The organism is Kocuria sp. CPCC 205263 (assembly GCF_040981075.1).
Classification (GTDB): Bacteria; Actinomycetota; Actinomycetes; order Actinomycetales; family Micrococcaceae; genus Kocuria; species Kocuria rosea.
In genome coordinates this window covers 133,303-152,608 of record NZ_JAVKPV010000003.1, presented here as the reverse complement: position 1 = coordinate 152,608, position 19,306 = coordinate 133,303, and the positions used below count along the sequence as shown (strand labels likewise).

The window sequence follows — 19,306 nt, the reverse complement described above, 5'->3', positions numbered from 1 at the left end:
TCCGGGCCTCGGCCCGGGCTCGGAGCCATCATCGGGTGTCCTGCAGAATCTGCTCGGCTGCGTCCTGCATGTTCCGGGTGGCTTCCTTGGGCTCGGTGTTGCCGGTGAGCACACCGGCGACCATCGGGGTGATTTCATTGCTGATCAGCGAGGTGTAGGGATAGGGCTCCGCCGGCGGAGCATTGCTGATCGCGTTGTTGGCGGCCTCGGCGTAGGGCGAGTTCTCGGAGGTGACTACGCCCTCCCGCGCCGGGTAGGCGGCCGGCACCGCGGCCTCGGAGGCTTCCTGGCCGACCGAGACGGCCATCAGCTGGAACAGCAGGTCCGGGTCCGCCTCGGTGTTCGCCGGGATCGACCAGCCGTCCACGGACAGGGCGCTGTACTGCTTGCCGCCCTCCTCGACCGCGGGCGGGGCGGCGAAACTGATCCGGTCCGCGTACTGCGAGTTCTCCGGGTCTGTCAGATCGGTCATCCGCCCGGAGAACATGATCGAGATCGCGGCGTCCCCGTTGTACATCTGCTGCTGCACCGCCGGCTGGTCGAACGTGGTGACCTGCGGATCCATGTAGGGCAGCAGCGACTCCAGCTCCTCGAAGGCCTGCGCGGCGACCGGGGTGTCGAAGTTCGCCCTCCCCGCCTGGTGGTCCACGAAGTCGGAGCCCAGCGAACCCAGGGCCGCGTCGTAGGCGGTGACGATGTCCGAGCTCGCCAACCACGGCAGGGCCACCGGGTACTCCATCACCCCGGCCTCCTGGATCGTCTGGGCGGCCTCGCGCAGTTCCGCGAACGTGGTGGGGGCCTCCAAACCCAGATCCTCGAAGACGTCCTCGCGGTAGGCCATGACGAAGACCTGCGCTTGCATCGGCAGCGCGTAGAGCGTGCCGTCGTAGGACATCGCCTCGAGCATCTGCTGATTCAGCCCATCCAAGCCGTACTGCTCCTCATACTTCGCGAACAGATCATCCAGCGGCATGAGCTTCCCCTCCGCCGCGTAGGTCGGGATCACAAAGCCGTAGGTCTCCACGATGTCGAAGGTGCCCGAGTCCCCGGCCAGCGTCGCCTGCGTGCGCTGGACCTGACCGGCGAAGTCGATCGGATCGTGCTTGACAGTCAGCCCGTCCTGGGTGCAGCTGGAAACCATGGTGTTGGTGAACGGATCGATCGCCGAGGAATTGTAGGCCAGAACGTTGACCGTGGTCTCCCCTTCGGGGACCTCGACGTCGCAGGAAACCTGCTCCGCGCCCCCACTCTCAGCCACCCGGGAGCCGGCACCACAACCGGACAACACCGTCATCGCAGCGGTCAGGCTCACGGCCAACATCAAAGACTTGTTGCGGAAGGGCATATCGGGGCTCCAATCAGAAGGAGGGAACGAAACCACAGCCGGCCACGACGCACCGTGAGACCACCTTAGAGCCACTGGGCAGGACCGGGTCCAGGACCTGCCTCTGGCGCTGTCGTCTGCATGGCCGTCAACGCACGCCCACGGCCTCGTGATGGACGCCCGACGCACGGAAAACCCGAACCCAGCCGCACCGCATACCGGCCACGGCCCGGCCCGAGGGCCACTGCTTCCTCGCTGGCGAAACTGACCTTGAGCCACACCGGCCCCAGCACATGGCGGGCAGTTTAGGGCCCCGCTCCGACAAGCACTTCCACCCGATCCCAACACGAGGCACATGAGCACTACCGACCTCAGGAAGAGCCGCTCGGTCCCACCCCGACGTTTAAATCACTATGGGTCGCCACCGAGCTTTCCGGTCGTTCACCCTTCGCAGCAGTCATCAGAGCCAGATTCGGCACACTGCCCGTCCCGCTCAGCGGGAACTCACCCCGTCCACCGACCCGACTCTGCGGGGGCTCGTCCCCTCCCCCGCCGGCGCTGATCACCACCAGCGCACAATGCGTTGAGGGCAGCCGTTGTTGTGGTGGGCTCGGAGACGAAGGCGGCCTCCCCCTCGACGGGCGAAATGTGAGCCATGTGGAGAACATGTTCTTGTGGGCCGGGCCCCGTCTTCCTACCGTGGACGAAGAGGTTCGACCCATAATCTGCGATTCCCCCAGCATGCGATGAAGGATGCTCACCCATGGACCACAAGCTCACCGTGCTCGTCCAGGTCGATCTCCACGCCCAGTACGTGCACCTGGTCGTCACGGGATGCGTGACCGATGCCAACCAGCACGCCCTGTACCCAGTGGTGGCCCGGGCCCGGACACTCATCCCTCCGGTGACGGTCACAGTGGACCTCACCGGCGCCACCCACCTGGAGGCCGCCGCGGTGAAGCTGTTGCGCGCAGCGATCAATCACGACCACCCACTCTCCGGGGCCGGACCGGTGGAGATCCTCGTCCCGGCCGCGCTGACCGACCACGCGCCCGTCCCGCACCACGCGAACACCCTGACAGGCGGCACACGGACCCGTGCCGCCTCGCCGGTCCTGCGGGCTGCATGAACTACGCCCGGACCTACCCGCCCAGCGCCCCCACCCCGGGTGCGGCTCCACCAGGAACCGGCTAATCCTCATCCCGAGGTGGCGACCGCCTCGTGAGACCGTTGTGATACCAGGGGCCACTGCCATCCCAGAAGCATCAAGGACCACTCGACCCGCGAGCCTCGCGTCGGTGTGCAGCAGTGGCTGACCACCTGGCTGAAGGCCAACGCCCCCTTTGTCCGATGAACACCCCACGCCGACACGTCCCACACCGCCACCAGCGCTGCGCCTTCTCGCCGGACACACCCGGTGCTGCCAGCGGGATCGGTGAAGTACCGGTACGACCTCACGTACGGCTGTAACTGAGCACAGTTGCAGGATTTCCGCCGGAAACCACACTGAGCGGTCCGACACCGAAAGCCCACGGCTCTCCCACCTCTGTTCGACACCACGGAAGGGTCCACGGCCTCGGTTCGCCGGTCGTCCCACGCGGAACGCACCATAGCGCTTCAAAGTTCGGCGCTCGAAGCCTAGGCGCCACCGCTTCCGCGCACCCGACCGCGGCCCCGGCTACCGCCTCAAAGGCGCCCGGCAGCGGTCACCGCTGTTGCGATTTCCGCCGGCGGACCCGACGACGCGGGCCGCCAGGCCGTGAGCACCGCGCGGGCGACGTGCCGTTCGGTGGCGCCGTAGCGCGGGTGACAGGTGGTCAGCGTCAGCAGCCGTTGCACAGGAGCCTGAGCCGGATCGGATGGGTTCGGCGCCAGTACTCGAGTTTCGTCCGGCGCGACGATCTCGCTGTCCCGATAGGAATAGGTGTAGTACCCCTGACTCGTGCGCACGTGGATACGATCTCCGGGCCGCAGCGTGTGAATGCGGTCCAGCGCCTTCCCATTGGACTGCCGGTGGCCGGCGACAGCAAAGTTCCCCAGCTCTCCTGGCATGGCCGTGGCGGGATAGTGCCCCAGGCCCAAGGTGTCCAACACCTCCGCACCCGTTCCCTGGATGACCGGCCGCGCGTAGTCCTCGCCAAAGCGCGGCACGTAGACGACGCCGATCGGTTCCGCGTAAGCCGTCGACACGGACTCCGGCGGCTCGGTCATGCCCGCAGTCGCATCCTCGGGATGGCCGGGGCCCACAGAGTCCAGCCGGTCACTGATCTGCACCACCGCCTGCTCCTGCAACGTCTCGGCCGTGACGTCCGACCACCACAGGTACCCGGGCGGTACCAGCATCAGAACCAAGCCGCACACCATCAGCACCACCGATGTTCTCCGTCGCTGAGCAGGAGCCGTGGCTCCCTCGCCGGGCTCGCGCCGGTCCGGACGGCGCGATGCCCCAAGCGCTGTACACACGGGGTTGCCTCAGCCGCACCGGCGGCGCAGGACCGCCCCCGCGGCCAGAAGCACCGCGCCCAGACCACCTACACCGAGGAGTGCGCCGCTCACACCGGTGTACGCCAGCGACTCCGGCAGCGCGACGGCAACCTCGGGCGCGGCTCCAGCAGAAGGCCCGATCCCGGCACCGACGACTGACGCCGTCGATGCGTCCGAGCGCACCTCGTTCGTAATCGTCGTGATCTCAGTCGTGCGCAGCAGTGCCTGCGGATGGACCACGGCGGTTGCCGGCAGAACCTGCAAAGGTGTGTCAGCGGAGCCGACCCGTGACGGCGGCAGGACGGTCGCCGGACCCTCCTGGAATGTCGAGTCTTCGGCGGTGCTGTCGCCGGAGCCCTGCGGGCTCGGCTTGTCCTGGGGCGCCAAGTGGCGGGGCAGAGGGTCAGCGGTCGGGACGGGCGTCGACTCCTCATCCTCTCGATGGCCGTTGCCCTGGGTGCCGTTGCCGTCGTTGCCGTTACCGGGGATGGCGCCGTCACTGCCCTGACCACCGTTGCCGAGGCCACCATTGCCCTGGGTGCCGTTGCCGTCGTTGCCGTTACCGGGGATGGCGCCGTCACTGCCCTGACCACCGTTGCCGAGGCCACCATTGCCCTGGGTGCCGTTGCCGTCGTTGCCGTTACCGGGGATGGCGCCGTCACTGCCCTGACCACCGTTGCCGAGGCCACCATTGCCCTGGGTGCCGTTGCCGTCGTTGCCGTTACCGGGGATGGCGCCGTCACTGCCCTGACCACCGTTGCCGAGGCCACCATTGCCCTGGGTGCCATTGCCCTGGGTGCCGTTGCCATTGTGACCGTTGCCGGGGATGGTGCCGTCACTGCCCTGACCACCGTTGCCCAGTCCACCGTTGCCCTGGCCACCGTTGGCTCGTTCGGGCCCGTTGCCCGCAACTGCGTCCGGATGCGACGAGGCCACGGTGGCCATGACCAGCGTGAACGGTGCGGTTGCGTCGGCCATGGGACTCGCGGCAATAGCACCGGTCAGTCCACAGACGGTGAGTGCTGAGGCGGTGGGGGCAACGAGCAGGGCACGCATGAGGGTCGTCTTCACGGTCATCTCCGGAGGGTGAGGAGTGGTGGGGGATCACTGCCCACTGTAGGAAGTTTCCATGCGCATACATGTACATAGAAGAGCGGTCATGTCGAAGGGCCCCACTTATCGGCGGACTACGTGGACTCTGCTCTCACCTGCGGTGATGCTCGCGCCTTGGACAGCAGCCCGGCCACTGGTCCGCGCGCCGTCCCCCGAACTGCACCGGAGGAGGGCGGCTATATCCTCGGAAGTGTGTACGACGCCGTTGCTGTCACACCAGGGGCGATGGACAGCCGCCGACACCTGGGGCATGCCCCTCAATAGGGCCTTGAGCCAGATGGTGATGGCGCCCAGTACGGCCCCACCGCGGTAGGTCAGCGCCAGCTTGTCGTAGCGGGTCGTGAGGCCCCGCCGGTGCTTGAAGACGTCGAAAAGGAGCGCTCGACGACGTTGCGGCTCATGTAGTCCTCGGCGTCGAAGGACGGTGGCCTCCCGCCTTTGGAGCCGCGGTGGGACAGATGCCCGACCTGGTCGTCCCTCGCCAGAATCACCGCGGTGATGTTTCGGGGGCGCAGATGCGCCCGGATTGCTCTCGAGAAGTATGCCTTGGTCAGGCCCCTGCAATGCCGCCCTCACAGTCTGATTGCCGCTAACCGGCCATATGTAAATCGAGTGATCGACCCGCTCTCAGCTGTACTATTCGCGGTCCCCCACCAGGTCATGGAGTGCTCACCGGTCGCCCTGCGATGGGGCCTCCATCCGTGACCCTCCCCAGTGTGCTCGCAGCGCTGCCAATGACTCTTCCACCAAAGCACTGCGGGACACTCCGGCCGGCAGGGCGGCCATCACCGAATTGGTCGGGATGCTCCCGGCTAGCGGGCGGAACACCAGTGGGCGCCCCTCGGGGCTGGTGGGGACTGGTTGCATCAACAGCGAGTAGGCCAGGTTCCGGCCCACCACGTTCTGGATGGCTTGCACACTGGCCGATCGCCACCGCATGTTGGGTTCAACGCCGGCGCGGGCGAACTCCGCCACGGTTTGCTGGAGCGCGGGCTCCTCATCCATGAGCATGGCGGGGTATGGCGCCAGCTCCGCCAGGCCCACCGCCTCTCGTCCTGCCAAAGGATGCTCGAGACCGAACACTGCCTGGCGCTTGGTCTCCCTGAGCACCTCGGCCGTGCAGTCGGTCAGCAGCTGGGCTTCGTACACCACGCAGACCTGGAGCCGGCCGGCGAGCATTGCCTCCTGAACCTCAGGCCCAGTGCCTTCCACGAAGTCCAGCTCGACCTGCGGATGCCGAGTGGTGAACCACTCCACCAGAGCCGGGATGGCGTGCATGGCCAACGTGCTGAACACTCCGATGACCAGCCGCCCGGACAACCGGCCGTGGACCAGGTCCACTGCCGACGCCAGATCCACGACCTGGTCCGTCACTTGGCGAGCCCGGGTTGCGACCACCTGCCCCTCCGGTGTCAGCGACATCCCCTTGCCCCGCCGCCGGACGGCCAACGTGGCACCGACCGCCTGCTCGAGCTGGCCCAGCGCCAGACTGACCGCCGCCTGCGAGACATTGCAGCGCTTGGCGGCTTCGGTAATCGACTGCGTCTCGGCTACGGCGGCGAAGTACTCGAGCTGCCGCAGAGTGACCTCTCTCATGAGCTCTCCTTATGGGTCTGGTCACTTATTGTAGCTCGACAAATGTGACCCGGGACACGACGCTGAAAGGAAGCACTTGATCGACTCATCGAATGGAGCAGGGCCGCATGGAAACACCGCATCAGGCCCCCTACGTGATCACCTTGGGCACGGCGGGCGGACCCCGCTGGTGGAAGGATCACCACGGCACCCCGCGTTTCGGCATCGCCACGGCCGTGGTCGTCAACGACTCCTGGTACCTGGTGGACTGCGGTCAGGGGGCCGGCCGTCAAGCCCACGCCGCCGGCCTGGACATGGCCGACCTCGGCGGCATCTTCATCACCCACATGCACTCGGACCATACGGTCGACCTGCCCTCGATGCTGCTGTTCGGGGCTTTCGAGCTAAAGAACACCTCCCGGGGACCGATTCCCGTGATCGGCCCCGGTGACCGAGGCAAACTGCCGCCGCTGTCTCCGCGCGCCGCTTCCGTGCCAGCACCGGTCGCCCCGCATCGACCGACTCCCGGTGTCACCGGGCTGGTCGAGGGCCTGCTGGGCGCCTACGCCACCGACATCAACGACCGGATCTTCGACTCGCTGGCCAAGAGCCCGACCGAGCAGTTCGAAACCCGGGAGATCGACCTGCCGGCGGACACCGGGTTCGACCCGGACGCCAACGTCGCCCCCAACATGGAGCCCGTCGAAGTGTTCCGCGACGACTACGTCACCGTGACCGCCATCCTGGTCTCCCACCACCCGACGGCCCCGGCCTACGCCTTCCGCTTCGACACCGAGACGGGCTCGGTGACCATCTCCGGCGACACCGCACCGTGCGCCAACATGGTGCGCCTGGCCCGCGACACGGACCTGCTGCTGCACGAGGCCATCAACCTGGACATCCTCGCGGCCCAGTACACCGACGCGCAGATGCTCCAGGCCACCATGGACCACCACCGCCGCGCCCACACCACCGCCGCCGAGGCAGGCAGCATCGCCGAGGCCGCCGGAGCCCGTCACCTGGCCCTGCACCACCTGGTGCCCAGCTACTCACCACCCGAGGCCTGGGCCGAAGCCCACACCACCTTCGAAGGGCCATTGAGCATCCCGGACGACCTGGACGTCATCCCGTTCGGCCGCACGGCCGACCCCGCTTCTTTGACCACCCCCGGCACCGCATCCACCGCGCACTAGAAGACCGAGGACCACGCCATGAGCACACAGCCCCAGACTCCGGCAACGCCCGGTGGCACCTACCACGCCAGCCCGCGCGAGATGCGCAGGATCCTGTTCTCCAGCTTCCTGGGCACCGCTGTGGAGTACTACGACTTCATTCTTTACGCCACCGCCGCCGGTCTCGTCTTCAACCAGGTGTTCTTCGCCGGCATGGACCCGCAGCTGGCGGTCTTCGTCTCCTTCGGCACCCTCGCCGTCGGCTACGTCGCCCGCCCCCTGGGTGGCTTCATCTTCGGTCACCTCGGCGACAAGATCGGTCGCAAGGCGATCCTGGTCGGCACCGTGCTCATGATGGGCATCGCCTCCACTCTGATCGGCCTGCTCCCCACGACCGAGCAGATCGGGGTGTGGGCACCGATCCTGCTGGTGACCCTGCGCCTGTTCCAGGGCATCGCCGTGGGCGGGGAATGGGGCGGGGCCATGCTGCTGGCCTTCGAGAACTCGAAGAAGGAGTCCCGCGGCTTCGCCTCCGCCTTCGCCTACATGGGCGCTCCGGCGGGCACCATCCTGGGCACCCTGGTGCTCTCGGCCATGTTCACCCTGCCGCAGGAGCAGTTCCTCGCCTGGGGCTGGCGCGTACCGTTCATCTTCTCCGCCGTCCTGATGGGGGTGGCCATTTTCATCCGCATGAAGGTCTCCGAGTCCCGCGTCTTCCAAGAGCTCTCCGCCAAGGCCGAGACCACGAAGCGCCGCGTCCCGGCCGCCGAGCTGTTCCGCGAACACCCCAAGGCCCTGCTCATCGCCGTCGGCGCCGGGCTGTCCGGGCAGATGGCCCAAGGCCTGATGGGTGCGTGGGCGATCTCCTACGCCGTCCAGCAGACCGTGCTGGCCCCCAGCGAGGTGCTGAACATGAAGGCCATGGCCGGGGTGTGCACCATCATCATGGTCATCATCGCCTCGAGGCTCTCCGACCGGCTGGGCCGGCGCCGGGTCATGATCTGGGGCAACATCGGCGCCATGATCCTGGCCTTCCCGGTCATGGCTCTGCTCGACATGGGCTCCAGCGTGGCGTTCATGCTGGCGATCTTCCTGGGCCTGTCCGTGGTGCAGGGATTCACCTCCGGCCCGTACGGGGCCTTCGCCGGCGAGCTGTTCCCCACCTCGGTGCGCAACTCCGGCGCCTCGATCGGCTACCAGCTGGCCTCCACCCTGGGCGCCGGCTTCACCCCGATGATCGCCACCGCCCTGGTCATCACCGGCGGCGGGTCGCTGTGGCTGGTCGCCGGCCTGTGGGTCGCCTTCTCCGGCATGAGCCTCGTGTCCCTGCTGGCGTCGAAGGACCGCTCCGGTCAGGACATCCAGGAACTCGACGGCCCGGCCGAGGTCACCGTAGCCGCGACCGACTCGGTGGCTGCCACACCGTACGAGACGCCGGCCGTGCGGGGGTAGTTCCCGGCTCCGCCCGTTTATGGCGGCAGTGGTGCGCACCCTCCCGGTGCGCACCCTCCCGGTGCGCACCGCCGTCGCCATGGCAATCGAACACTGCTGGCAGGACCGCCAATTGGCGGCCCAGATGTATGTCTTGAACCTGCCCTGCATCCACCTGGTTCCGGCACTACACCCCAAGAATGCTCGCCAGAGAGCATCAAGGTGTCCTGGTGCCGGAACGAGGACCGCCACGAAACCGGAATCCCTCCAGCAACGATCGTGAGGCGCCCCGTGCCACCCTCCCCTCAGGCGCCACCGCGCAATCGATTCTCCACCCGGGTACTCGGCGGTGGCACCGAGCCCGACCCCCGGTTCACCCTGACCAACGAACGCACCGTTCTCGCCTGGATCCGCACCTCCCTGGCGTTCCTGGCCAGTGGCATCGCGGTGGAAGCCTTCACCGAAGATCTCTTCCCCGAGCCGATGCGCACCTTCCTGGCCGTGGTCCTGCTGCTGCTCGGGGTGCTCATCAGCGGCGGCGCCGCCCTGCGCTGGGTGGGTGTGGAACGCAGCCTGCGACAAAAGACACCGCTGCCGCTGCCGCTGATCGCCCCCCTGCTGGGCATCGGCGGGGCCATCGCTTCCGGGGCCATGGTCGTGTTCGTCCTGCAGACCTGACCAAGGCCGCCCGATGAACGGCTCCTCCCAACGACCTCCGGGCACCCGGACCCTGGATCCGGCGCATGACGACCCTGGGCTGCAGCCCGAACGCACCATCCTGGCCTGGGGACGCACGGTGCTGGCACTGATCACCGCCGCAGCCATCTGCCTGCGCTGGATCTCCCACCACGGCCCTTTCGTCCTGGCGCTCTTCACCGTCGCCGTCATCACCGGCACGGCGATCTACCTGACCCAACGGACCCGCTAGACCCGCAGCTCCACCGGAATCACCGCCGAACACGTCGCCGCCGACGTCCGCGGAGTGCTCGGCCTCACTGCGGCCACGGTCGTTCTCGGCGCCCTGGGCATCTACGTCGCCGTCGTGCTCGCCTGATCCCTCTGCACGAGGCCAAGGCGGACCGGCCGACGACTCATCTGATCGACATGGGCAGCTCTCGGATGCGGCGGTAGAGGGTGGCTCTGGACATCCCGAGATCCCGTGCCACCTGGGTGGCCGGCTCCCCGCCCTCGATCAGGCGCAGTGCGTTGCGGATCTGGGAGTCGGTGAAGGTCTGGCGCCGCCCGCCGAGGTCCTTGCCGGCGGCCCTCCGCTTGGCCACCGAGTCCATGATCCGCTCCCGCTTGATCTCCAACTCCATCTGCGCCAGAGCAGCCATGACCGTGAAGACCATCGAACCCATCGGGGTGGCGGTGTCCACGTCTCCCCCACCGAGGTTGAGCACCCGCAGCCCGGCACCTCTCCCCCGCAGCGCCTCGGCGAAGACCAGCATGTTCTGCGTCGACCGACCCAACCGGTCCAGCGTCGTGATGACCAGAGTGTCACCCTCTTCGAGCGCGGCCACCGCCTTGTCGAGCTGCGGACGTGAGGCACGTCCGCCAGACACTCCATGATCGACGTAGAGGTCATCGCGCCGCACACCGACGGCCAACAGGTCAGACACTTGACGGTCCGCGTCCTGCTGCCGCGTCGACACTCTCGCGTACCCGATCAGCTTCCCCATGTCCCCCTCATCTGTCTCGCAACCGACGTTGAGTATCCGATTCTAGGGGCATGGATAAAGCACAAGGATGCGAGACAGGCCGAACCGCGGAAACATGCGGGCGTAAATTTCTCGGACGAGACGTCTCGCACCCCTTGGTTTGACGGGCGGCCTGATGTCACATTGCTCAGCTTGCTTCCAAAGTTGTCGGCCCCGTGCCTACCCTGGGCAATCTCCATCGGGCCCCCAGACCCGGCGGCGCGATCCTGCCCCAGGCCGCCACAGCCAGACGATCCATCACCTGCGAACAGGAAGAAGGCATGAACACCTCTGCACCTGGGTCTCTGGCCGTCGAGCTGCACCCCGCCTCGCCCACCCAGTGGGTCGCCACCTACTACCCCATGGTGGTCACCCCCGCGGGCCGCAGGGCCGAGGTCACCTGGGACCTGCACCAACACCTGATGCCCGCCATTTCCACTCCACGGGAGCCGGCACGGTGGCTGGAGGCGTGCAGCCCCGACCCCGAGCACCCCTGCTACGCCGGCCACCGGGGCTGGGCCACCCAGCTGGCCGTCGGCTACGCAGCCGCACGGGCCGTCCACGACACCGAGGCCACTGAGGCGCCCCTGTCGGCCCGGGAGACGGCGCTGCTGCTGGGCGAGGACACGTTCGTCGTGCCGGCAGGGCAGCTCTCAGAGTGGGTGCTCGACGATCTCGAGGGCGAAACCTCAGACGTCCGCGGCTGACCCTGCGCGCAGATCAACCCTTCGCACACCGGCCACCCACGGCCACCTCCATTCACAACCGCACATGGATGTGTCATGTTGTGAACCCCGCCACATCCGCGGAATTGCCGGACGGGGCAGGAGCGAGCACCCTGGCATATCAAAGGGACAGGTGATCTGCATCAGACCATCCTCCAGCTTCGGACGCGTCGACCGGCCGCACCTTGGTTCCGGGGGGATCCGAGGTGCGAGCCAGATGATGAGTCCGCGATGAAGCAGCACGGGGCGGGGTGGCCGGGGGGCCACCCCGCCCCTGCCACACCCGACCACGACACCTCAGCCAGGGCACGCGAACCCGCTCCCGTCAAGACGTCCCACCACCCAGCCCCCGGCGGAGGAGTCGCCACACGACCCGGGTCAGGCCACGCACGTGGTGAGTGAAGTCGACCCCAGCGGAACCAGCATCTTCAAGCCGCCCTCCCCTGGACTCGCCAGGTCATGGGGCCGCTCCCACGGCACGAAACCTCTAGTCAGACCACCTCACGGTGCTTCACACTGGTGTTGTGGCGGAAGCCGTCTTCCATGCCGAAAGCCGGACAACCATCCCTCGTCCGGCTTTCTGCATGCCTGGCACAGCGCCTACCGATACCTCGAAAAACCCTGGTCGGTGATGACCTACCTGATGACGCATGCGACGGGACACCCGACCGGATAAGACGAGGTCTCCGCAGGCCGGGCTGACATTGAGAACGTCGGCAGCGCTAGGTCAATGAACGGGGCAGCCCGGCAAGGAAGTCAGTAGCGTGTGCCGGGCTTATCCCATCCGCCCAGCACCACCGGCTCGAGCGCGGGTTCGAGGTACTCCACCTCATTGGCCGTGATGAGAGCACCTGGGGTGTGCCCGTCAGCCTCACAACGCACCAGCACGACCATGCCCAGCTCAACGGGTGCGTAGGGGGCGCACAGCACGGTCTCCCCGGCCCGCAGGTGCAGCCCCGGCCGGTCAACGCGCATCCGGCAGCGGGACAGCTCGGAAACATCGACCCAGGGCATGGGATCGAAGACAATGCCGACGCCGATGCCCGGCGAGATCGGCACGGGCCCGGCGCCAGACAGGACGGGCAGCAGATCACAGACACTCATGGCAGTGGTCCTTCAGGTGGTCGAGCGCACCAGGAGCTACAACGAGCCCAGGTGCCGGCAGGGGTACTCGACGACGCTGTCCACTTCCAGGCTAGAGACTCCCACCGGGCAAGAGAAGCAGGCTGTCAAAGGTGTCACCAACTGTTCACCTCCGCCGAGACACCACCAAGCGTCCGCCGGAAACCAGCGACGAGACGTCTCGCATCCTTTGGCTTGCGTGAGAGAGCCAAAACCCTTTGCGTGGCAAGATGCTACGACGTCGGGTGCCCGCAGCGATCCTCCTGCCCTGTGTCGAATCTGTTGCTACGGCGTGCAGAAAGTCGGTTTGCCGGTTCGCCCGGACAAGAGGTGGAGAGGAAGGGCTCAGATCCATAGACGTGGCTGCAGGAGCATCATGAACTGCACCGCGTGTTCAGGGTCGTGTTCCCACATCTTGAGGAAGGGTCTGTCGTACCAGCGGAAGCGTGGGCACGGCCGGGGAGCGTCAGGTGACCCGGTGGAGGCCAGCGTGGAGGCGATGTGCTGGGTTTGGCGAAGGATTCGGGTGAAGCCGTAGCCTGTGGTGGCCTTGACGGCCCCGGCGGGACATCCGATGCGCACATGGCGGCCGCAGGAAGAACCGGGGCGGATGCCCAAGGGGATGGATCCTCGCTCCACGGACAACCAGGAGAATTTGCTCACGCCCCACACCTCACGCAGGTAGTCCGACGTCGCCTGTTCGAACGAGAATTCCGGGGTGTGAGCCTTCCCCGGCATGATCCGGGTGACTTCAACGACGGCTTCTCGGACTGAGATCGGCAGGACGCAGTGGAAGTGCACGGGGTCGTGTTCACCGGACCGGAAATCGATGAAGGTGGCGATCGACGGGTCGATGAAAGCGTGCACAGTCCGCACCTGACGAACCTCGCCCGACATGAGCAGTGGTGCCTTGATCCCGGTGGGGGCAAGGTGCTGTCGAAGCAGTGGGATGCCGTGACGAGCCGGCCATCGGACAGGGCCACGTCCACCGAGTCGGCATGGGCCCGTACTCGTGAAACTCGTGCGTCAAGACGGGTGATCTGAGGGTTGGCATCGATGACGTCGTCGAGGCATCGGAAAACGGCCCGTGACGAGGTGAGGCACAGGCGGTGGCGCTCGAGCGGCAGCACCCGCTGGGCAGGTCCTGCGTCAACCGCGAGGCTCGTGAACGTGGCTGCGGGCGTCAGGGGCAACGGGAGGGCGTCGTCGTGCCAGTAGATCAGTGAACGGTGCGGGTATCGATCTCCGGCGTCGTCGATGATGAGGATCCGCACCCCGGACAGCCCTGGTTCCCGGCTCAGAAAATAGGCGAGACTGCGCCCGGCAAGTCCACCGCCGGCAATGACGACGTCGTACTCCCGCGCTTGGTGGGTCATGAGCAAGGCACTCCTTCTCCGGACGCAGGCATCTCTGCGGCCACTCTCAAAACCGTCAGTGACCCTCGGGACGATGTCCAGTCTGGCCGATCTGTCAGGGGTCGTCGACGTCGTCATCGGCGGCGACACCTGCGTCCACACCCGTTCCGCCGCAGCCGTCGAGGCCGGCACCGGCGGTGCGCTCGGCAAGATCACCGTTGCAGCGGACGGCACGGACTCCCCCGGCCGTTCTGCCGCGACGTCGTCGATGTCCGCATCGCCTCGTCGACGGGCGCGGGGTGCTCACACCCCCGTCACACCGGGAGGCTAGTCTTGGTCGCACCCGTCCGCCCACCACGACAGAAGCCGGCCCTTGGACAACCCACTCCTGCGCCCCAGCCAGCTCCCCTACGAGCTGCCCGACTTCGGGCGGATCAAGGAGGAGCACTTCCTGCCGGCTTTCGAGGCGGCGATGGCCCAGGACCTCGAGTGCGTGCGGGCGATCCTGGCCGACCCGGACCCGCCCACCTTCGCCAACACCATCGAGGCCCTCGAGCGCGGGGGTCTCGCCCTGGACCGGGTCGAGTCGGTCTTCTTCACGCTGACCGCGGCCCACAACACGGAGGGCATCCAGCAGATCTACCAGGAGCTCGCCCCGCGGCTGTCGGAGCACAAGGCGGACTTCACGCTCAACAAGGAGCTCTACGCCCGGGTCCGGCGGGTGGACCGCACCGACCTGGAGCCGTGGCAGCTGCGCGCACTGGACGAGTACGTCTCCTGGTTCGCGAACTCCGGCGCGGAGCTGAGCCTGGACGACCAGCAGCGGCTCCGGGAGATCAACGACGAGCTCTCGGAGCTGAGCATCGGCTACGGCAACGACCTGATCCGGGAGGTCAACGCCTCCGCCGTGGTCGTCGACGACCCCGCGGAGCTGGACGGGCTGTCCCCCACGGACGTCGAGGCCGCCGCCTCCGCGGCCGCCGAGAACGAGATGCCCGGCCGGTACCTGCTCACGCCCTCTCTGTTTACCGTGCAACCCGCGCTGTCGGTGCTCACGGATCGCGCGCTGCGCCGGCGGATCCATCTGGCCGCCGTCAACCGCGGCACCGGCGAGCACGGCGGCGAGGGCTCGCAGAGCCGCACGGACCTGCTGCCCGTGGCCGCCCGAATCGCCCGGCTGCGCGCGGAGCAGGCCCGGCTGCTCGGCTACCGCAGCCACGGCGACCACGTCATGGCCGGGAACACGGCGCCGTCCCAGGAGGCGGTGCACGAGATGCTGGAGCGGATCACCGGCCCCGCCGTGCGCAACGCCCTCGAGGAGCGGGCGGAGCTCGAGCAGCTGGCCGGGCACCCGATCGAGGCGTGGGACTGGCCGTTCTGGGCCGAGCGGCTGCGCCGGGAGCGCTACGCCGTGGACGCCTCCGCGCTGCGGGAGCACTTCGAGCTGGAGTCCGTGCTGGAGCACGGGATCTTCCGCACCGCCCGGGAGCTCTACGGACTGGTCTTCACCGAACGCCCCGACCTGGACGGCTACCTGCCGCAGGTGCGGGTGTGGGAGGTCACCGACGAGGCGGGCCGCGGCGTGGGGCTGTTCCTGGGCGACTGGTTCACGCGGCCCAACAAGCAGGGCGGCGCCTGGATGGGATCGCTGGTGCACCAGAACCGGCTGACGGGTCAGCGCCCCGTCGTCGTCAACAACGCGAACTTCACCCGGCCGCCCGCGGGCAGGCCCAAGCTGCTGACCCTGGACGAGGTGGTGACGGTCTTCCACGAGTTCGGCCACGCGCTGCACGGGCTGCTCTCCGACGTGCACCTGCCCTCGTTCTCCGGGACGAAGGTGCCGCGGGACTTCGTGGAGTACCCCTCCCAGGTGCACGAGATGTGGGTGCTGCACCCGGAGGTGCTCCCGCACTACGCCCGCCACCACCGCACGGGCGCGCCGATCCCCGAGGAGACCCTCGCGGGCCTGCGGGAGGCCTCCGCGCACGGGCAGGGCTACCGGACCGTCGAGTACCTCGCCTCGACCTACCTGGATCTCGCGTGGCACGGGATCGAGGACCCCGCCGAACTGCCGGACCCCCGGACCGTGGAGCAGGAGGCGCTCGCCCGCGCCGGAGTGGGCGTGGACGGCATCGCCCCGCGCTACCGCACCGGATACTTCAAACACATCTTCGCCGGCGGCTACTCCGCGGGCTACTACTCCTACATCTGGTCCGAGATCCTCGACGCCGACACGGCGCAGTGGTTCACGTCCCGCGGCGGACCGACCCGGGAGAACGGGCGGCGCTTCGCCGAGGAGGTGCTCTCCCGGGGCAACGAGACCGCCCCGATGGAGGCCTTCGAGGCCCTGCTGGGACGCCGCCCGCACCTCGGCGCGCTGCTGGAGCGGCGCGGCCTCCAGCCGCGGGAGGAGTTCGTCCACCGGCGGCGCGGTGCTCCCGCCCGGGACGCCCGCGGCTGAGCGCTGCGGCGCCCGTAGCCGGAGGGCTCGGGTGTGACGACGACGCGGATCAGGCCGCGGGCCAGGCGTCGGCGATGTCCTGGCGGGTGTCCCCGAGGGTCTGCATGATGGCCTTGGTGCCGGCGAGGACGGGCATGAAGTTGGCGTCCCCGTTCCAGCGCGGCACCACGTGCTGGTGCAGGTGCCCCGAGAGGGAGCCGCCGGCCGCGGCCCCCAGGTTGATGCCCACGTTGAAGGCGTGCGGGGACGCGACGCTGCGGATCGTGGCGACCGCGGTGCGGGTCAGGTCCGTCAGCTCCCGCAGCTCCGCCGGCTCGAGCTCCGTCAGATCGGCCACGTGCCGGTACGGGCAGACCATGAGGTGACCGGGGTTGTACGGGAACAGGTTGAGGATCACGAAGCAGTGCTCGCCGCGGTGGACGATCAGCGACTCCTCGTCCGCGCGCTGCGGGCCGTTGCAGAAGGGGCACCCGGGGTCCTCCCGCACGGACGGGTCCTCGCCGCGCACGTAGGCGAGCCGGTGCGGGGTCCACAGCCGCTGGAAGCTGTCGGGCACCCCGGGGATCTCGAACTCGTCCTGGCGGATCCAGTGGTGCGGGGGCCCGGCGTCGGGCGCCGTACCGGTCACTGCCCCACCCCGGCCGTCTCCGCGGCGGCACGGGGGTCCTCGGCGGCGGCCGTCGGCTCCTCGTTGATGCGACGCTGGACGTGCGCCACGATCCGCTCCACGGCCTCGCCGACCGGGACGCCGTTGTCCTGCGAGCCGTCGCGGAAGCGGAAGGACACGGCGTTCGCCTCGGCGTCCTCCCCGCCCGCGATGAGCACGAACGGGACCTTCTCCTTGGAGGCGGTGCGGATCTTCTTGGGGAACCGGTCCGAGCCGGCGTCGAGCTCCACGCGCACGCCGCGGGCCCGCAGCGTGTCCACCACGCCCTGCAGGTAGTCGTTGAAGGCCTCGGCCACCGGGATCGCCACGACCTGGACGGGGGCCAGCCACGCCGGGAACGCCCCGGCGTAGTGCTCCACCAGCACCCCCATGAACCGCTCCACGGAGCCGAACAGGGCACGGTGGATCATCACGGGCCGCTGCCGGGTGCCGTCGGCGGCCTGGTACTCGAGGTCGAAGCGCTCCGGCAGGTTGAAGTCGAGCTGGATGGTGGACATCTGCCAGGTCCGCCCGATCGCGTCCTTGGCCTGCACCGAGATCTTTGGGCCGTAGAACGCGGCGCCGCCGGCGTCCGGGACCAGGTCCAACCCGGACTCGGCCGCGACCTCGGCGAGGGTGTTCGTGGCCTCCTCCCAGAGCTCGTCCGAGCCCACGAACTTCTCGGGGTCCTTGGTGGAGAGCTCGAGGTAGAAGTCGTCCAGCCCGTAGTCCTTGAGCAGGTCCAGCACGAAGCCGAGCGTGGTGGTCAGCTCCGCCTTCATCTGCTCCCGGGTGCAGTAGATGTGGGCGTCGTCCTGGGTCATGCCCCGCACCCGGGTCAGGCCGTGCACCACGCCGGACTTCTCGTACCGGTAGACCTGCCCGAACTCGAACAGGCGCAGCGGCAGCTCCCGGTAGGAGCGGCCCCGGGAGCGGAAGATGAGGTTGTGCATCGGGCAGTTCATGGGCTTCAGGTAGTAGTCCTGGCCCTGCTTGGTCAGCTCCCCGGTCTGCGGGTCCCGCTCCTCGTCAACGTGCATCGCGGGGAACATGCCCTCGCGGTACCAGTCGAGGTGGCCGGAGACCTCGTAGAGGTGGCCCTTGGTGATGTGCGGGGTGTAGACGAACTCGTAGCCGGCCTCCGTGTGCCGCTCCCGGGAGTAGTCCTCCATGGTCTTGCGGATGATCCCGCCCCGGGGGTGGAACACCGGCAGGCCGGAGCCGAGCTCGTCGGGGAAGGAGAACAGGTCCATCTCCGAGCCGAGCCGGCGGTGGTCGCGCCGCTCCGCCTCGGCGAGGCGGTTCTTGTACGCGGTGAGGTCCTCCTTGGACGGCCACGCGGTGCCGTAGATGCGCTGGAGCTGCTTGTTCTTCTCGGAACCGCGCCAGTAGGCGGCGGCCGAGCGCATCAGGGCGTAGCCGTTGCCGATCAGCTTGGTGTCCGGCAGGTGCGGGCCGCGGCACAGGTCCTTCCAGACCGTCTCCCCGGTCTTGCGGTCCACGTTGTCGTAGATCGTCAGCTCGCCGGCGGCGACCTCCACGGAGGCGCCCTCCGCGGCGGCGTCCACGTCCGCGCCGGAGCCGGGGCCCTGGGACAGGCCGATGAGCTCGAGCTTGTACGGCTCGTCGGCCATCTCGGCGCGGGCCTCCTCCTCGCTCACCGCACGGCGGCGGAAGGACTGGGTGGAGTTCACGATCCGCTGCATCCGCTTCTCGATGGCCTTGAGGTCCTCGGGCGTGAACGCCTGCTCGACGTCGAAGTCGAAGTAGAATCCGTCGGTGATGTACGGGCCGATGCCGAGCTTGGCGTCCTCGTGCAGCTGCTGCACGGCCTGGGCCATGACGTGGGCGGCGGAGTGGCGGAGCACCTCGAGGCCCTCCGGCTCGGAGATCAGCACCCGCTCCACGGCGTCCCCATCGGCCAGCCCGGTGGCGAGGTCCTTGAGCACGCCGTTGACCCGGGCCACCACCACGGAGCGGTCCTCGCGGTACAGGTCCGCGGCGGACGTCCCGGTCCCCACCGTGCGCTGCTCGCCGTCGACGGTGATGGTGAGGGGGGCGGACTCGGACTGGTGCTCGGGCACGGTGGTCATGGGGAAGGTGCTCCTCGGGTCGGGATCGGCACGCACCGGTACGGGGGGCGCGTGGCAGCGGCACCGGCGGGCGGCGCGCACTGCATCGATGGTACCTGTCGGCCG

Annotated in this window: 17 protein-coding genes; 8 read left to right on the top strand and 9 right to left on the bottom strand. The window is 68.2% G+C overall.

Annotation, left to right across the window (positions count from 1 at the left end; genetic code table 11):
* Positions 1 to 28: 28 nt before the first annotated feature.
* Positions 29 to 1,258 (bottom strand): ABC transporter substrate-binding protein, encoded by a 1,230-nt coding sequence (locus RF647_RS05450; protein ID WP_368810838.1) that lies wholly within the window; start codon positions 1,256 to 1,258, stop codon positions 29 to 31.
* 829 nt (positions 1,259 to 2,087) lie between these two features.
* On the opposite strand from RF647_RS05450, the gene RF647_RS05445 reads away from it, so the two are divergent.
* Positions 2,088 to 2,453 carry a hypothetical protein gene (locus RF647_RS05445; RefSeq protein ID WP_368810837.1) on the top strand — a complete coding sequence of 122 codons (366 nt, stop codon included), beginning with the start codon at positions 2,088 to 2,090 and terminating at the stop codon, positions 2,451 to 2,453.
* A 557-nt stretch (positions 2,454 to 3,010) separates the two neighbouring features.
* Here RF647_RS05445 and RF647_RS05440 read toward each other — a convergent pair.
* The 3 genes from RF647_RS05440 to RF647_RS05430 form a co-directional block, all read right to left on the bottom strand.
* Positions 3,011 to 3,688, bottom strand: coding sequence for a class E sortase (locus tag RF647_RS05440; RefSeq protein ID WP_368811121.1), 678 nt, complete (start codon positions 3,686 to 3,688; stop codon positions 3,011 to 3,013).
* A 108-nt stretch (positions 3,689 to 3,796) separates the two neighbouring features.
* Positions 3,797 to 4,885, bottom strand: coding sequence for a hypothetical protein (locus RF647_RS05435; protein WP_368810836.1), 1,089 nt, complete (start codon positions 4,883 to 4,885; stop codon positions 3,797 to 3,799).
* Positions 4,886 to 5,590: 705 nt separating this feature from the next.
* Positions 5,591 to 6,517 (bottom strand): LysR family transcriptional regulator, encoded by a 927-nt coding sequence (locus RF647_RS05430; RefSeq protein ID WP_368810835.1) that lies wholly within the window; start codon positions 6,515 to 6,517, stop codon positions 5,591 to 5,593.
* Positions 6,518 to 6,624: 107 nt separating this feature from the next.
* On the opposite strand from RF647_RS05430, the gene RF647_RS05425 reads away from it, so the two are divergent.
* From RF647_RS05425 to RF647_RS05410, 4 genes are all read left to right on the top strand, one after another.
* Positions 6,625 to 7,689 carry an MBL fold metallo-hydrolase gene (locus RF647_RS05425; protein WP_368810834.1) on the top strand — a complete coding sequence of 355 codons (1,065 nt, stop codon included), beginning with the start codon at positions 6,625 to 6,627 and terminating at the stop codon, positions 7,687 to 7,689.
* Between the two features lie 18 nt (positions 7,690 to 7,707).
* Positions 7,708 to 9,120, top strand: a complete 1,413-nt coding sequence (locus RF647_RS05420; RefSeq protein WP_368810833.1) for an MFS transporter — start codon at positions 7,708 to 7,710, stop codon at positions 9,118 to 9,120.
* Between the two features lie 270 nt (positions 9,121 to 9,390).
* Positions 9,391 to 9,777: a YidH family protein gene (locus RF647_RS05415; protein ID WP_368810832.1), complete on the top strand. Its 387-nt coding sequence runs from the start codon at positions 9,391 to 9,393 to the stop codon at positions 9,775 to 9,777.
* Between the two features lie 13 nt (positions 9,778 to 9,790).
* A complete protein-coding gene (locus RF647_RS05410; protein WP_368810831.1) occupies positions 9,791 to 10,027 on the top strand; it encodes a DUF202 domain-containing protein in 237 nt (78 codons plus the stop codon).
* A gap of 163 nt (positions 10,028 to 10,190) precedes the next feature.
* Here RF647_RS05410 and RF647_RS05405 read toward each other — a convergent pair whose 3' ends face one another.
* On the bottom strand, positions 10,191 to 10,781 hold the full coding sequence (locus tag RF647_RS05405; protein WP_368810830.1) for a recombinase family protein: 591 nt from the start codon (positions 10,779 to 10,781) through the stop codon (positions 10,191 to 10,193).
* Between the two features lie 299 nt (positions 10,782 to 11,080).
* On the opposite strand from RF647_RS05405, the gene RF647_RS05400 reads away from it, so the two are divergent.
* The gene (locus tag RF647_RS05400; protein WP_368810829.1) at positions 11,081 to 11,506 is read left to right on the top strand and encodes a hypothetical protein; all 426 of its coding nucleotides are present in this window, start codon (positions 11,081 to 11,083) and stop codon (positions 11,504 to 11,506) included.
* Positions 11,507 to 12,280: 774 nt separating this feature from the next.
* Here the strand turns inward: RF647_RS05400 and RF647_RS05395 are convergent.
* Both RF647_RS05395 and RF647_RS05390 read right to left on the bottom strand, forming a co-directional pair.
* Complete coding sequence (locus RF647_RS05395; protein WP_368810828.1) at positions 12,281 to 12,628, bottom strand: hypothetical protein; 348 nt, start codon at positions 12,626 to 12,628, stop codon at positions 12,281 to 12,283.
* Positions 12,629 to 12,991: 363 nt separating this feature from the next.
* On the bottom strand, positions 12,992 to 13,513 hold the full coding sequence (locus tag RF647_RS05390) for a lycopene cyclase family protein (RefSeq protein ID WP_368810827.1): 522 nt from the start codon (positions 13,511 to 13,513) through the stop codon (positions 12,992 to 12,994).
* A gap of 582 nt (positions 13,514 to 14,095) precedes the next feature.
* On the opposite strand from RF647_RS05390, the gene RF647_RS05385 reads away from it, so the two are divergent.
* Complete coding sequence (locus tag RF647_RS05385) at positions 14,096 to 14,332, top strand: hypothetical protein (protein ID WP_368810826.1); 237 nt, start codon at positions 14,096 to 14,098, stop codon at positions 14,330 to 14,332.
* A gap of 42 nt (positions 14,333 to 14,374) precedes the next feature.
* The gene (locus RF647_RS05380) at positions 14,375 to 16,462 is read left to right on the top strand and encodes a M3 family metallopeptidase (RefSeq protein WP_368810825.1); all 2,088 of its coding nucleotides are present in this window, start codon (positions 14,375 to 14,377) and stop codon (positions 16,460 to 16,462) included.
* A gap of 49 nt (positions 16,463 to 16,511) precedes the next feature.
* Here the strand turns inward: RF647_RS05380 and RF647_RS05375 are convergent, their stop codons facing one another.
* Together RF647_RS05375 and thrS are read right to left on the bottom strand one after the other, a co-directional pair.
* Complete coding sequence (locus RF647_RS05375; protein ID WP_368810824.1) at positions 16,512 to 17,090, bottom strand: HIT domain-containing protein; 579 nt, start codon at positions 17,088 to 17,090, stop codon at positions 16,512 to 16,514.
* Positions 17,087 to 19,201, bottom strand: coding sequence for a threonine--tRNA ligase (gene thrS, locus RF647_RS05370; protein ID WP_368810823.1), 2,115 nt, complete (start codon positions 19,199 to 19,201; stop codon positions 17,087 to 17,089). The genes RF647_RS05375 and thrS overlap by 4 nt, the downstream gene beginning before the upstream one ends.
* Positions 19,202 to 19,306: the final 105 nt, after the last annotated feature.

Coding starts and splice junctions, on each gene's coding strand:
- RF647_RS05445 (WP_368810837.1), top strand. CDS start 2,088: ATGGACCACAAGCTCACCGTGCTCGTCCAGGTCGATCTCCACGCCCAG.
- RF647_RS05440 (WP_368811121.1), bottom strand. CDS start 3,688: ATGGTGTGCGGCTTGGTTCTGATGCTGGTACCGCCCGGGTACCTGTGG.
- RF647_RS05435 (WP_368810836.1), bottom strand. CDS start 4,885: ATGACCGTGAAGACGACCCTCATGCGTGCCCTGCTCGTTGCCCCCACC.
- RF647_RS05430 (WP_368810835.1), bottom strand. CDS start 6,517: ATGAGAGAGGTCACTCTGCGGCAGCTCGAGTACTTCGCCGCCGTAGCC.
- RF647_RS05425 (WP_368810834.1), top strand. CDS start 6,625: ATGGAAACACCGCATCAGGCCCCCTACGTGATCACCTTGGGCACGGCG.
- RF647_RS05420 (WP_368810833.1), top strand. CDS start 7,708: ATGAGCACACAGCCCCAGACTCCGGCAACGCCCGGTGGCACCTACCAC.
- RF647_RS05410 (WP_368810831.1), top strand. CDS start 9,791: ATGAACGGCTCCTCCCAACGACCTCCGGGCACCCGGACCCTGGATCCG.
- RF647_RS05405 (WP_368810830.1), bottom strand. CDS start 10,781: ATGGGGAAGCTGATCGGGTACGCGAGAGTGTCGACGCGGCAGCAGGAC.
- RF647_RS05400 (WP_368810829.1), top strand. CDS start 11,081: ATGAACACCTCTGCACCTGGGTCTCTGGCCGTCGAGCTGCACCCCGCC.
- RF647_RS05395 (WP_368810828.1), bottom strand. CDS start 12,628: ATGAGTGTCTGTGATCTGCTGCCCGTCCTGTCTGGCGCCGGGCCCGTG.
- RF647_RS05385 (WP_368810826.1), top strand. CDS start 14,096: ATGTCCAGTCTGGCCGATCTGTCAGGGGTCGTCGACGTCGTCATCGGC.
- thrS (WP_368810823.1), bottom strand. CDS start 19,201: ATGACCACCGTGCCCGAGCACCAGTCCGAGTCCGCCCCCCTCACCATC.